The following is a 13,250-nucleotide window of genomic DNA, read 5'->3' as shown; positions in this document are numbered from 1 at the left end:
CGACGGTGCGCTGCGCTGGGTCTGGCCGATCCTGCCATCTATCCCGGCAGGTGGACACTAGGGACACCGAACCGTTAGATGGGCCACGTCACCGACGCCGGCCCGGCGTCAGAGCTCGCGGGGCAGGACCGCGTCGCGCAGCCGCTGCTCGCGCTCGAGCCGCGCGAGGTCGCGGCGGTACCGCTCGGCGGCGACGGCGCGCAGGACGGTCTCGGGGTGGTGTCCCGCGGGTGGGGGCGGGGCGACCGCCGCGAGGACGCGTCCGAGCAGCTGGCGCCCGTGGGCGTCGCGCGCGTGCGGCGCGAAGGACGCCGCGCGCGGGAGGAACTGCCGCAGCGCGGCGGCCAGGCCGGGGTCGAGCGGGGCGATGTCGGCGTGGGCGGCCCACGCCTCGAGCTCGGCCGGCATCTGCGGCGGCGGCGGCAGGGTCAGCCGGCTGCGCTCCGCAACGACGTACGTGCCCGCGGCCTGGTCGCCGAGGCGCTTGACGCGCGAGCTGGACAGGCCCGCTATGAGGGCCGCGACACCGGAGGTCAGGTAGACCTCGGGCCAGCCGACGAGGGCGCGGGTCAGGGTGTGCCGCGAGGACACCGGACCGCCGTCGTCGCGCACGACCCGCAGACCCATGACGAGCTTGCCGAGCGTCCGGCCGCGGGTGAGCGCCTCGGTCGTGGCCGGCACGCCGACGAGCACCCCGACGACGACGACCACGAGGGCGGTCCGGCTGACCGCCTCGGACGACCGTTCGGTGAGGCCGAGGGCGAGCACGGCCAGGCCCCAGCAGGCCAGGCCGTTGACGACGACGTCGATGAGGCCCGCCACCGCCCGGGAGCCGATGTTGGCGACCGGCAGCTCGAGCGCGACGCCCTCGCCGGTCACCGACTCCTGCGCCGCGTACCCCCGGTAGGGCACCGGCGTGCTACGCGCGTTCGCCGTCACGAGGGGCAGGCTAACCCCGCGAAGGACCCCCGCGGGCCGGACCCGGCCGGTTGTGGACCGACGCCGCCCGCGGCCGGACCCGCGCGGCTAGGGTGACGCCGTGAACGTCGATGCGCTCGTCACCGCGCACCACGAGCAGTGGCAGCGCCTCGACGCGCTGAGCCGGCGGCGCCGCCTCTCGGGCGCCGAGGCCGACGAGCTGCTGGACCTCTACGAACGCGTCTCGACCCACCTGTCGCAGGTGCGCTCGACGGCGCCGGACCCGGCGCTCGTACGCCACCTGTCGACGCTGCTGACCCGCGCGCGCCTCTCCCTCGCCGGGCGCCACGCGTCGACGTGGGCCGGCCTGCTGGCCTTCTTCACGAGCACCTTCCCGGCCGCGCTCTACGACCTGCGCCGCTGGTGGGTGTCGACGCTCGTCGGCAGCGTCGTCGTCACCGCGCTCGTGGCGTGGTGGACGGTGGCGCACCCCGAGCTCTACACGTCGCAGCTGACGGCCGAGCAGATCCACGCCTACGTCGACACGGACTTCGCCGGGTACTACTCGGAGTTCGCTCACCACGAGTTCGCCACGGAGGTCTGGGTCAACAACGCGTGGGTCGCGGCCCAGTGCATCGCGTTCGGGGCGCTCGGCCTGCCCGTGCTGTACGTCCTGTGGCAGAACGTCGTCGGCCTCGGCATCGTCGCGGCGCTCATGGTCAGCCACGACCGGGCCTCGCTGTTCTTCGGGCTCATCCTGCCGCACGGGCTGCTCGAGCTGACCGCGGTGTTCGTCGCAGGCGGCGCAGGTCTGCGGCTGTTCTGGTCGTGGGTCGAGCCGGGACCGTTGTCGCGCTCGGCGTCGTTCGCCCGGGCCGGGCGCACGGTCGTCGGCATCGCGCTCGGGCTCGTGGCGGTGCTGCTCGTCAGTGGTGTCATCGAGGGTTTCGTCACGCCGTCGGGGCTGCCGACGGCCGCGCGCATCGCCATCGGGCTGGTCGCCTGGGGCGCCTTCCTCGTCTACGTGTTTGTCATCGGCCACCGGACCCACCGGCGCGGCACGACGGGCGACGTGTCCGCCCGCGAGGCCGGCGACGCCGCTCCGGTCGCCGGCTGACGCGTCACAGCAGTCCCTCGCTCTTGAGACGGAGGTAGTGGTCGGCGAGGCGCGGCGGCAGCGCGTCGGCGTCGGCGTCGATGACGTCGACGCCCATCCGTTCCAAGGCCTCCGCGACGCGGCGGCGCTGGGCGCTCGTGCGCTCGGCCGCGGCGGCGGCGTACGCGTCCTGGGCGGTCTCGCGCGCCTGCCGCAGGGCCGTCACGGCCGGGTCGGCCACGCTGGCGACGACGACCCGGTGCCGAGCGACGAGGGCGGGCAGCACGGGGAACAGGCCCTCCTCGACGGCCGCTGGTTCCAGCGGAGTCAGGAGCACGACGAGGGCGCGGCGGTGGCCGCGGCCGACGAGGCCCGACACGAGGGCCGTCCAGTCGGCCTCCACGAGCGCGGCGTCGACCGGCGCCAGGGCCGACACGACGTCGGCGAGCAGCGTCGCCCGGTCGACGGACCCGCCGACCCGGGCCCGGACGGCCTGGTCGCCGGCCACGACGTCGACACGGTCGTGGGCCCGGCTCGCGAGAGCCGTGAGGAGCAGGGCGGCATCCATGGCGGCGTCGAGCCGCGGCACGTCGCCGACGCGCCCCGCGCTCGTGCGCGACGTGTCGACGACGATGACGACGTGGCGGTGCTGCTCCGGCTGCCAGGTGCGCACGACGACGGAGCGCCGGCGCGCCGTAGCCCGCCAGTCGATCGAGCGGACGTCGTCGCCCTCGACGTAGTCCCGCAGCGAGTCGAACTCGGTGCCCTGGCCGCGGCGTCGCACGGCCGAGCGGCCGTCGATCTCGCGCAGCCGCGAAAGGCGGCTGGGCAGGTGGCGTCGGGACGGGAAGGGGTGCAGGACCCGGACGCTGCCCGGAACGCTCGTCGAGTGCTGCCGGCCGGCCAGGCCGAGCGGACCCACGGTGCGCACGGTGACGCGGTCGGCGGCCCGGTCCCCCCGCCGCGTCGGACGCAGCGGGGTGCGGACGCGGACCCGCTCGCCGGCGCCGACGCGCAGCGGATGCCGGTCGGGGGTCGCTCCCGCGGACGGCGGCCACGCGTCGCGCAGCAGGCCACGGACCGCCCGGCGCCCGGGGTTGGTGACGAGCAGGTCGGTCGGGACGGTCTCGCCGAGGCGCACCTGCGCGGGGCCGGTGCGTTCGAGGCGGAGGGCGCGCGGGGAGGGCGCCAGTGCGACGTCGACCGCCGCGAGCACCGCGACGGCGACTACCCACAGCAGCACGGTGCCCGTCGAGGGCCACCACACGAGCAGGACCGCACCGGCGAGCAGGGCCCACGCGGCACGCGTCGTCACGACCACGGGCCGGCTCCGCTCACCGGGGCACCGGCACGGAGGCGAGGGCGCTGTCGAGGACGGCCGCGACGCTGACCCCCTCGAGCTCGGCCTCCGGCCGGAGCGCGAGGCGGTGCGCGAGGGTCGCGTGCGCGAGCGCCTTGACGTCGTCGGGCGTGACGAACCACCGCCCGTTGAGCCAGGCCCAGGCGCGGCTCGTCGCGAGCAGCGCCGTGGCTCCGCGGGGGCTGACGCCGAGCGAGATGGACGGAGAGGTGCGCGTGGCGCGGGCAATGTCGACGATGTAGCCGGCGATCTCGGGCGACACCTCGACGCGCCGCACGGCCTGCACGCCCGCCTCGAGGTCGGCCCGGCCGGCGACGGCCCGCAGTCCCGCGCTCGACAGGTCACGCGGGTCGAAGCCGGCCGCGTGCCGTCGCAGCACGGCGACTTCGTCCTCGCGCGGCGGCAGCGGGAGCGTCACCTTGAGGAGGAACCGGTCGAGCTGGGCCTCCGGCAGGGGATAGGTGCCCTCGTACTCGACGGGGTTCTGGGTGGCCGCCACGAGGAACGGCGTCGGCAGCGGGCGTGGCCTGCCCTCGACGCTGACCTGGCGCTCCTCCATCGCCTCGAGCATCGCCGACTGGGTCTTCGGTGGCGTCCGGTTGATCTCGTCCGCGAGGAGCAGGTTGGTGAACACCGGACCCTCGCGGAACGTGAAGTCCGACGTGCGCGGGTCGAGCACGAGCGAGCCGGTGACGTCGCCCGGCATGAGGTCGGGCGTGAACTGGACGCGCTTGGCGGTGAGGTCGAGCGCCGCCGCGAGCGATCGGACGAGGAGGGTCTTGCCGACGCCGGGGACGCCCTCGAGGAGGAGGTGGCCGCGGGCGAGGAGGGCGACGATGGCCGCGCTGACGGCGGCGTCCTGCCCGACGACGGCCTTGGCCACCTCGGCGCGCACGGCGTTGAGGGCCTGGCGGGCGGCGTCCGAGGGGCCGTCGCCGTCGGGGCCGGGCGCATGGGGCAGGGCGTCCCGGAACGGCTGGGGCTCGTCGGGTGGTGTCGTGGGCGCGGTGCTGGTCTGGGGGTCGGGCGTCTGGCTCATGCGCTTCGCACGCTCTCCTCGAGGTCGGCCAGCCGCTGCGCGAGCAGCAGCAGGTCGCGGTCGGTGGTCGGGTCGGGACCGTCGAGCGCGAGCTCGACGTCGGAACGGGGCAGGCCCGAGGCCCGGGCGGCGGCATCGACGAGGGCGACGACCGGGGTCGAGCGCGGCAGGCCGAGGCGGTCGGCGAGCCGGGTGCGGGTGCCTGCGCGCAGCGCCCGCGCCGCGAGCGGCCGGTCGGCGGCGCGGTGGTAGAGCCGGCCGCGGGCCTCGGTGGTCTCGACGGCCCGGACCACGACCGGCAGCGGCTCGACGACGAGGCGACCGAGCCGGCGCCCGCGGGCCAGTGCGAACGCGACGACGGCGGCGGCCAGGAGCAGCGCCCCCGGTGTGAGCCAGCCGGGCACGCCGCGGCCGGGGTCCGTGACGTGGTTGCCCGAGGAGTCGGGTGCATCGAGGTCGGAGACCCCGGGCACGTACCAGAGCAGGTGCTCCGTCGGCCCCAGCGTCCGCAGGGTCAGCGCCGCGTGGCTCGCGTCGAGCACCTGGCCGTTGCTGACCGCCCCGGCCGATCCGAGCACGACGGTCTCGGGCGCGCGGCCTTCCGACGGGAGGACGACGAGGGCGCCGGAACGCTGGGCGCCGGTGCCCCCGGGGGCGCTGCCCGAGCCCTCCGACGTGTTCCCGGAGCCGTCCGAACCGCTGGCCTGCCCGCTGCCCGTCGCGGCGTCGGGGGTCGGGAAGCACACCGTCGCACCGGCGGCCGAGCGCGACAGCACCGGCGGCTGCGGGGCTTCCGGGTCGGCTGGGTCGTTAGGGTAGGCCGGATCGGTGGGATTGGCGGGGTCGGTGGGGTCGGCGGGGTTGTCGGCCCGGTCCGAGCGGACGGTGCCGGCAGCGCCGTGGAGCAGCCCGTAGCTGCTCCACGAGGTCTCGAGCCGGTCCGTGGGGTCGGCGACGCCCGACGTGCACCCGGCACTGAGGTGCGTGCGGCCGCGGTCGGTGACGGTGAGCGGCAGGCCGAGGTCGCCGAGCTCGACGTCGTCGGGCTCGACGACGACGAACCGGTGGGTCTGCTCGACGGCGAGGGTGAGCCGCTCGGCGGCGCCCTGGCCCAGGTAGGTGGCGTCGGTGAGCACGACGGTCCACGCGGCGCGGGTGTCGCCGGAGTCGAGCGTCCGCTCGAGGTCGCCGATGCTGCGCACGACGGACACCTCGACGCCCTGCCGGCGAAGCACCTCGGCCGCCGCCCGGGCGCCGGCGTGGCCGGGGTCGTCGGGGTCGAGGGGCAGCCCGGACCGGGCCGGCCCGGCGACGACCGCGGCGAGGGCCCACACCGCGACGACCGCGGCGAGCACGAGCACGAGGACGCGGACGGCGGTGCGGCGCCGGCTGCGGGGCGCCTTGGGCGGGATGGCCGCGTTCCAGGCCGTCGGACCGGTCGACGGCCCCGCGACGTCGGTCACACCGGCGACCCCGGTCACCGCCGCGCTCACCGGGCACCACCCCGGCCGACGGCTTCGGCGGGGACACCGCCCGATTGGGCCGCCGCGAGGGTCGGACGCGTGGCGCCGAGGCGCGCGTCGAGGTCGAGGACGCGGCGGGCGTCCTCCACCTCGACCGGGACGCGTCCGTAGACGACACGGTCGAAGAGGTCGGCCGCGTCGCGCACCTCGCCGGCCTCGGCCGGGAAGACCGTGGCGAGGGTCGTGCCGATCTCGTGGGCGGTGCGCCCGGGCACGTCGTCGAGGAGGGTGCGCTCGGCGGCCGAGGCGGCCACGGCGCGGAAGGCGTCGGCCGTGGCGGTGGCCGCGGCTCCCCGGGCGAGGGCGGCCTCGGCCCGGGCCCGGTAGTCCGCCGAGGTCAGGTGCGGCTCGTCGAGGACCCCGCCGCCTGCGCCGGCCCGCGAGACGACCGGGGACCGCCGTACCGCGACGACGAGGATGGCGGCCACGACGACGGCGAGGACGACGAGCGCGACCGGCAGCGCCCAGCCCGGCGCCGACGGCGGGCCACCGACACCGGACAGCTGCTCGCCGAGCCAGTCACGGAACCGGTCGAGGAGGTTGCGGTCGTCGGCGTACGCCGGTGCGGCGAGCTCGTGGGCCAGCCAGGCCCGGGCCTGCTCGACCGTCGGGTCGAGCGGCGGGCTCGTGGGCAGGGCCGACGCGAGGGTCACGAGGCCCGAGCGTCGTGGCCCTGCATCGACCGCTGGAGCAGAGCGACGTCGAGGCCCTCGTAACGGATCCGCTGGTCGACGTAGAGCAGCGAGTCGACGCCCGAGCTGAACGGTGTCGTGAGGACGCTCTGGACCAGGACGACGCAGGCCTGCAGGACGGGCACCAGCCATAGCGAGCCGGTCACCGCGCCGGCCGAGATCAGGCCGCTGAGGAAGCTCAGGGGCACGGCGATGACCGACCCCGCGACGCCGACGACGATGGCGGTCAGCAGCCGGATGCCGAAGATGCGCCAGAAGCCGCGCTTGCGGGTCAGCGTCCACGAGCGGCGCAGGGCCGTGACCGGGCCGGCCCCCTCGAGCACGACGATCGTCACGGCGAGGCACCACCGCACGCTGAACAGGACGACGAGCCAGATGGCGACGACGACCGCCAGGAAGGTGACGAGGCCGGCCCCGCGGCCGTCGCCGTCGCCGGTGCCCACCCACGCGGCCACGACCACGCCGACGAGGATGCCGAAGGCGACGAGACCGGCGAGCAGCACGAGCAGCAGGACGCCGAGCGCCGACCAGATGCGGCCCCGGGCGGCGCGGGCCGTCTCGCCGAGCCCGATGCGCCGGCCCTGCACGCCCTGGCCGATGACGACGGCCATGAACAGCGGCAGGAGCAGCGCGGTGACGTAGGAGGCGATCTGGGGGATCGAGCCGGCCAGCTGGCCGTCGAACATCCGGAAGAACTCGTCGGGGGAGCCGTCCGCCGTCGCGTCGAACGGGCCCGTGGCGGCGCTGCCCGCGATGTTCTGGGCGACCCACACGCCGACGAGCGTCAGGGGTACGAGGACGACCGCGGTCGTCACGAGGGCGAGGCCGATGGTGGCCGCCGGGTTGCCCCGCACGGCCGTCATGACCCCGCTCCAGATCTCGCCGAGGGTCAGTGGCCGGAGCGGGATGATGCCCGGCTTCGGGGCCAGCTGCGGCGGAACCCATCCCGACGGGGGCGGGTACGCCGCCGGGCGGTGGGACGCCGCGTACGGGGCGGGCGTCGGCACCGGCTGGGCGGGCGTGGACGGTGCGGTGCCAGGCGGTGGGCCCCACGACGCGTCGGACGTCGGGTCGTGGGACGGGCCGGTGGACGCCGAGGCCCAGGCGTCACCGCCTGCCGCTCCCGTCGTGTCCCGCGTCCTGTCTCTCGGGACGTCTCCCGGAACGTCACTCGGGACGCCACGTGGAACGTCACGCGGGACGTCACCGGGCGGCGTCGCTGCCCCGGGAGTGGTCCACCCCTGCTCGTCGCTCACTGTCTGCGAACCTCCCTGTCGGTCCGCGGCAATGTACCCCGCCGCGGCGCCCCGCCGCGGCACGTGATCCACAATCGTCACGACACCGTGTCCGGTACCGCGGGAGGGCCTGTGGACAGTGCACCGGCCGGCCACTCCGGACCTTCGCGGGCGGTCGCGGGCGGTCGCGGGCGGGCTCGTGGAGCGGGGTCGACGCGGGAGCGGCCCGCTCAGCCGGCCGACGGGATCGAACGGCTGCGCCCCCGGAACTCGGCGACGACGACGCCGTCGGCGGCCCGCGTCACCGTGACGTCGGTGAGGCCGCTGCGTCCATACGCCGTGCGGACCCGGGCGTCGGCCACGAGCACGTCGCCGAGCCGTCCCGGTGCCGTGAAGGTGACGTCGGCCCCGGCCGCCACGGTGAGGTCGCCGCGGGAGTTGCACGCCAGGGCGAACGCCGAGTCGGCGAGCGTGAAGATGAACCCGCCGTGGCAGATCGCGTGCCCGTTGACCATGTCGTCGCGGACGGTGAGACGCACGACGGCGTGGTCGCGCTCGACGACGACGGCCTCCATCCCGAGCCGCCGCGACGCCTCGTCGTCGTCCCACATGCGGTGCGCGAACGCGACCCCGGCCGCGACCTCGTCCCCGGACGCGTCCGACGCGCCCGATGCGTCCGACGCGCCCGACGCGCCCGACGCGTCGGTGGCGCTCACGCGAGACTCCCGTCGGTGAGCGCCGGGCTGGGCCGGTAGCGGCCGCCCGGGAAGGCGGCGTCGAGCTGCTCGAGCTGCCGGGCGACCACGTCGAAGCCGATCTCACGGCCCCAGGCGATCGGCCCCTTGGGGTAGCGCGTCCCGAGCCGCATCGCGGTGTCGACGTCCTCGGCGCTCGCCTCGCCGCGGTGCACGAGGTCGACGGCCTCGTTGACGAGCATCGCCAGGGTGCGGGCGAGCGGGTCGGTCTCGAGGAGACCGCCGACGAGGCGTTCGGCGAGCGCGAGGTCTGGCTCGGCGTCCGTCGGCGTGCCGTCGGCCCCGTACGTGTAGACGCCGGCGCCGGTCTTGCGGCCGAGGCGACCGGCGTCGACGAGCCGACGCTGCAGGTCGGTCGGGGCGTAGCGCTCGTCGTGGCCGGTCTGCTCCCACACCGACGTGCCGACCGCGAGGTTGACGTCCTGGCCGATGAAGTCCGTCAGCTCGAGCGGCCCCATCGGGAAGCCGCCTCTCTCGCGGAGGATCCAGTCGACGGTGGCGGCGTCGGCGACCCCGGACTCGACGATGCGCTGCGCCTCGCCGTAGAACGGCCGCGCCACCCGGTTGACGATGAACCCCGGCGTCGACGCGCAGCGCACCGGCGTCTTGCCCCACGCCTCCATGAGCGTCACGGCGTGCTCGACGTAGGCGCGCGAGGTCACGGTGCCGTGCACCACCTCGACGAGGCGCATGACGGGCGGGGGGTTGAAGAAGTGCAGGCCGAGGACGCGCTCGGGGTCCGTGACGTCCTGGGCGATGGCGTCGATGTCGATGCTGCTCGTGTTCGTCGCGAGGACCGCCGTCGGGGGTTGCCCCTCGGCGAGCTCGGCGAACAGCCGCCGCTTGAGGTCGAGGTCCTCGGGCACCGCCTCGACGACGAGGGCGCACTCCGGCAGGTCGCCGACGGCCTCCGCGGTCGCGAGGCGTCGCATGGTGGCGGTGGCGGTGGCCTGCTCGATGCGGCCGGTGTCGGCGAGGCGCTCGAGCGAGGCCCCGATCCGCTCCAGCGCCGAGGCCGCAGCGCCGGGGACCGCGTCGACGAGGACGACGGTGTGCCCGGCGACGGCGGCGACCTGCGCGATGCCGGCTCCCATGGCTCCTGCGCCGACGACGGCGACGCGGCCGAAGGCGGACTCGCCTCCGGCCTGCCCGCCGCGGTCGTCCTCGAGGCCTGCGGCGTCCGTGGGGGTCGGGGCGGCGTCGTCGGTGACCATGCGGCCATCCTGCCTCGTCCGGTCCGCGGGCCGGGCGCCGGACTAGCATCGATGGCGTGACTGCACCGGCGACGACGCCCATCACCCACCCGCTGCTCGACCGCCACACGGGCGTCCTCGACGAGATCCGTCAGGCGCTGGCCGGCCGCACCTACTACTCGCGCTACCCCGAGTCGCCGAGCCCCCGCGTCTACGGCGAGGACGCCGCCAGGGAGGGGCTGGCCGCCCACGAGGCGCACCTCGGCGCGCCGTTCGCCGCGCTCGCGAGCCAGCCGACCGACGGCACGTCCGTCGGCAGCGAGGTGTCGCCGTACGGCCCGGCCCTCGGCGTCACGTACCCCGCGCTCGACCTCGACGCCGGCCTTGCCGCTGCTCGCGAGGCGATGCGCGCCTGGTGCGACGCCGGCCCGCAGGTCCGGGCGGCCGTCTGCGTCGAGATCGTCGACCGCGTCAACGCGCGCTCCTTCGAGATCGCCAACGCCGTCATGCACACCTCGGGCCAGCCCTTCGTCATGTCGTTCCAGGCCGGCGGCCCGCACGCGCAGGACCGTGCGGTCGAGGCGGTCGCGGCGGGCCTGGTCGAGCAGGAGCGCGTGCCCGCGTCGGTCGTCTGGGAGAAGCCCGGCAAGGACCGCGAGGGCAGGCCGGCACCGCTGCGGATGCAGAAGGACTACCGCCTCGTGCCGCGCGGCATCGGGCTCGTCATCGGCTGCAACACGTTCCCGACGTGGAACGCCTACCCCGGCATCTTCGCCTCGCTCGTCACGGGCAACGCCGTCGTCGTCAAGCCGCACCCGCGCGCCGTGCTGCCCCTCGCGATCTCGGTTGCCGCGGCACGCGAGGTGCTCGAGGAGGCCGGCTTCGACCCCGCCCTCGTCCAGCTCGCGCCCGAGTCCGACGGTCAGGGCCTGGCCAAGGTGCTCGCCGAGCGGCCCGAGGTCGCGATCATCGACTACACCGGTGGCCCGGCGTTCGGCGCCTGGCTCGAGGAGCGCGGCGCGGCGCTCGGCAAGCTCGTGTACACCGAGAAGGCCGGGCTCAACACCGTCGTCGTCGACTCGACCGACGACCTGCGCGGCGCCCTCGGCAACCTCGCCTTCAGCCTGACCCTGTACTCCGGCCAGATGTGCACGGCCCCCCAGAACGTCTACGTGCCCGCCGGCGGTGTCGACACCGACGAGGGCCACCTGAGCTTCGAGGAGTTCGGCGAGCGGCTGGCCGGCGCCGTGTCCCGTCTCACGGGCGAGGACGCCAAGGCGGTCGAGCTGCTCGGCGCCACCGTCAACGACCAGGTCCGCAGCAACGCCGACTCCCTCGAGACGCTGGCCGACGACGCCGACGGCCGCCTCGTGCTCGCCTCCCGACGCCTGACGCACCCGAGCTGGCCCGACGCCGTCGTGCGCGCACCCGGGCTCGTCGCCGTCGACGTCTCGCGCGAGGACGTCTACACGCAGGAGTGTTTCGGCCCGGTCGGCTTCCTCATCCGGACCGCCTCGACGGACCAGTCGCTGGCCCAGCTCGCCGACACGGTGCGCGAGCACGGCGCGATGACCGCCTCGGTGTACTCGACGTCCGAGGACGTCCTCGACCGCGCCCGCGAGGCGGCGGCGGAGGGCGGTGTCGCCCTGTCGGAGAACCTCACCGGCCAGGTGTTCGTCAACCAGACCGCCGCCTTCTCCGACTACCACGGCACGGGAGCCAACCCGGCCGCCAACGCCGCCTACACCGATGCGGCGTTCGTCGCCAACCGGTTCCGCGTCATCACCTCGCGCAGGCACGTGTGACCGCCGGGGAGAAGGCGGTGCCCACTCCCGTCGCAACCGACCGGGCGGCGTTGCAGCGCAAGGTGGTTCGCACCCTCGTCGGTTCGCAGGTTCTCGGCGGGGTCGGCATGGCATGCGGCATCGCGGTCGGCGCCCTCATCGCCGAGGACCTCAGCGGCACGGAGGCGCTCGCCGGCGTCGGCACCACCTCGCAGGTGCTGGGTACGGCGCTGCTGACCATCCCGGTGGCTCGCGCCACAGCATCTCGCGGCCGACGCATCGGGCTCCGGCTCGGGCTGAGCCTGGCCTTCGTCGGCGCCGCGCTCGTCGTCGTCGCCGCGGTGCTGCGCTCGTTCCCCCTCTTCGTCGTCGGGATGTTCCTCTTCGGCGGCGGCACGACGGCCAACAACCAGACCCGGTACGCCGCAGCCGACCTCGCCGAGCCGGCGCGACGGGGACGCGACCTGTCCGTGGTCGTGTGGGCCACGACGATCGGCTCGGTCACCGGCCCCAACCTCGTGGGGCCCGGCAAGGCCGTGGCCCACGTGCTCGGCCTGCCCGAGCTGTCCGGCGTGTTCGTCTTCTCGCTGGCCGGGTTCGTCCTCGCCTGGCTCGTCGTCGACCGGCTGCTGCGTCCCGACCCGCTCCTGACCGCGCGACGCCTCGACGCCGAGTCCCGCGCAGCGGACCTCCGGTCCCGAGGCGTGGACACCGAGGCGTCCCTCGTGCTGCCGGCCGACGCGTCGGTCGGGGCCTCGGCCGGCCAGGTGGACGCGCCCGGCGAGGCCGTCGGTGCGCCGGCGGACCCGTCCGCCGCACCGGCCGGCGAGGCGCCGAACCACGACGGCTCGATGCGCCGCGGCCTCGCGGTGCTCCGGTCCAACCCGCGCGCGCTGACCGGCATGCTCGTCATGGCCCTCGGGCACCTCGTCATGGTCAGCGTCATGGTCATGACGCCGATCCACATGAAGCACGGCCACGCCGAGCTCGAGGTCATCGGCTTCGTCATCTCGGTGCACATCCTCGGGATGTTCGCGCTGTCGCCCCTCGTCGGGATGGCCGTCGACCGGTGGGGCAGCCACTGGGTGGCGACCGCGGGCGGCGCCGTCCTCATGGTGGCGTCGGTGCTCGCGTCGTGGACCGCGGCGGGCTGGTCGGGTCTGCTCCTCGCCGCGCTCTTCCTCCTCGGGGTCGGCTGGTCGTGCACCCTGGTGTCCGGCTCGACGCTGCTCACCGGCGCCGTCTCGACCGACGAGCGTCCGGCGACCCAGGGCCTCGCCGACGTGCTCATGGGCCTGGCCGGTGCGGGCGGCGGCGTCGCGGCCGGCATCGTCGTGGGGTCCCTCGGCTACGGGGCGCTCGCGAGCGGGTCGGCCGTCGTCGGCGTCCTCATCCTCGTCATCGGTGCCGCGACCGCCACCCGCGCCGGCCGCCCCGGCCGCGCCTCAGCCGCCTCCGCCTGACCCCCACCGCGCGGCGCCCCGGCGCCCGGGCCCGGACCCCTGGAACCCCCCGGACCCCCCGGACCCCCCGGCCGTGCCGTCCCCCAGGCCGCGTGCCCCGCAACACACCGAGCAGCTGCCAACCCGGCACAGGTACTCCAGCCCGGGTTGGCAGCCTGTCTCTTATACACATCTGACGCTGCCGACGACGGA

At 75.6% G+C, this 13,250-nt stretch carries 11 protein-coding genes; 3 read left to right on the top strand and 8 right to left on the bottom strand.

Annotation, left to right across the window (positions count from 1 at the left end):
* Positions 1-108: 108 nt before the first annotated feature.
* Entirely contained in the window at positions 109-939 is an 831-nt protein-coding gene (locus ACPYOM_RS02250; protein ID WP_481344732.1) for an RDD family protein, read from the bottom strand.
* A 100-nt stretch (positions 940-1,039) separates the two neighbouring features.
* Between ACPYOM_RS02250 and ACPYOM_RS02245 the strand changes: the two genes are divergently transcribed.
* The gene (locus tag ACPYOM_RS02245; RefSeq protein ID WP_481344731.1) at positions 1,040-2,035 is read left to right on the top strand and encodes a stage II sporulation protein M; all 996 of its coding nucleotides are present in this window, start codon (positions 1,040-1,042) and stop codon (positions 2,033-2,035) included.
* Positions 2,036-2,039: 4 nt separating this feature from the next.
* Here the strand turns inward: ACPYOM_RS02245 and ACPYOM_RS02240 are convergent, their stop codons facing one another.
* The 7 genes from ACPYOM_RS02240 to ACPYOM_RS02210 all read right to left on the bottom strand — a co-directional run bounded on the left by ACPYOM_RS02240 (position 2,040) and on the right by ACPYOM_RS02210 (position 9,832).
* A complete protein-coding gene (locus ACPYOM_RS02240; RefSeq protein ID WP_481344730.1) occupies positions 2,040-3,335 on the bottom strand; it encodes a DUF58 domain-containing protein in 1,296 nt (431 codons plus the stop codon).
* Positions 3,336-3,348: 13 nt separating this feature from the next.
* On the bottom strand, positions 3,349-4,413 hold the full coding sequence (locus tag ACPYOM_RS02235) for an AAA family ATPase (protein WP_481344729.1): 1,065 nt from the start codon (positions 4,411-4,413) through the stop codon (positions 3,349-3,351).
* Positions 4,410-5,906 (bottom strand): DUF4350 domain-containing protein, encoded by a 1,497-nt coding sequence (locus ACPYOM_RS02230; protein WP_481344728.1) that lies wholly within the window; start codon positions 5,904-5,906, stop codon positions 4,410-4,412. Before ACPYOM_RS02230 ends, ACPYOM_RS02235 begins: the two co-directional genes overlap by 4 nt.
* The gene (locus ACPYOM_RS02225; RefSeq protein WP_481344727.1) at positions 5,903-6,589 is read right to left on the bottom strand and encodes a DUF4129 domain-containing protein; all 687 of its coding nucleotides are present in this window, start codon (positions 6,587-6,589) and stop codon (positions 5,903-5,905) included. Before ACPYOM_RS02225 ends, ACPYOM_RS02230 begins: the two co-directional genes overlap by 4 nt.
* Positions 6,586-7,884, bottom strand: a complete 1,299-nt coding sequence (locus ACPYOM_RS02220) for a DUF7847 domain-containing protein (RefSeq protein ID WP_481344726.1) — start codon at positions 7,882-7,884, stop codon at positions 6,586-6,588. Before ACPYOM_RS02220 ends, ACPYOM_RS02225 begins: the two co-directional genes overlap by 4 nt.
* A gap of 209 nt (positions 7,885-8,093) precedes the next feature.
* Positions 8,094-8,579 (bottom strand): hydroxyphenylacetyl-CoA thioesterase PaaI, encoded by a 486-nt coding sequence (gene paaI / locus ACPYOM_RS02215; RefSeq protein ID WP_481344725.1) that lies wholly within the window; start codon positions 8,577-8,579, stop codon positions 8,094-8,096.
* Entirely contained in the window at positions 8,576-9,832 is a 1,257-nt protein-coding gene (locus tag ACPYOM_RS02210; protein WP_481344724.1) for a 3-hydroxyacyl-CoA dehydrogenase NAD-binding domain-containing protein, read from the bottom strand. Before ACPYOM_RS02210 ends, paaI begins: the two co-directional genes overlap by 4 nt.
* Positions 9,833-9,888: 56 nt before the next feature.
* Between ACPYOM_RS02210 and paaN the strand changes: the two genes are divergently transcribed.
* Both paaN and ACPYOM_RS02200 read left to right on the top strand, forming a co-directional pair.
* Positions 9,889-11,616, top strand: a complete 1,728-nt coding sequence (paaN, locus tag ACPYOM_RS02205) for a phenylacetic acid degradation protein PaaN (RefSeq protein WP_481344723.1) — start codon at positions 9,889-9,891, stop codon at positions 11,614-11,616.
* A 17-nt stretch (positions 11,617-11,633) separates the two neighbouring features.
* Positions 11,634-13,058, top strand: a complete 1,425-nt coding sequence (locus ACPYOM_RS02200; RefSeq protein ID WP_481344722.1) for an MFS transporter — start codon at positions 11,634-11,636, stop codon at positions 13,056-13,058.
* Positions 13,059-13,250: the final 192 nt, after the last annotated feature.

This window comes from Monashia sp. HAY1-2A (assembly GCF_056755315.1).
This window is presented reverse-complemented; position numbering and strand designations above follow the sequence as displayed.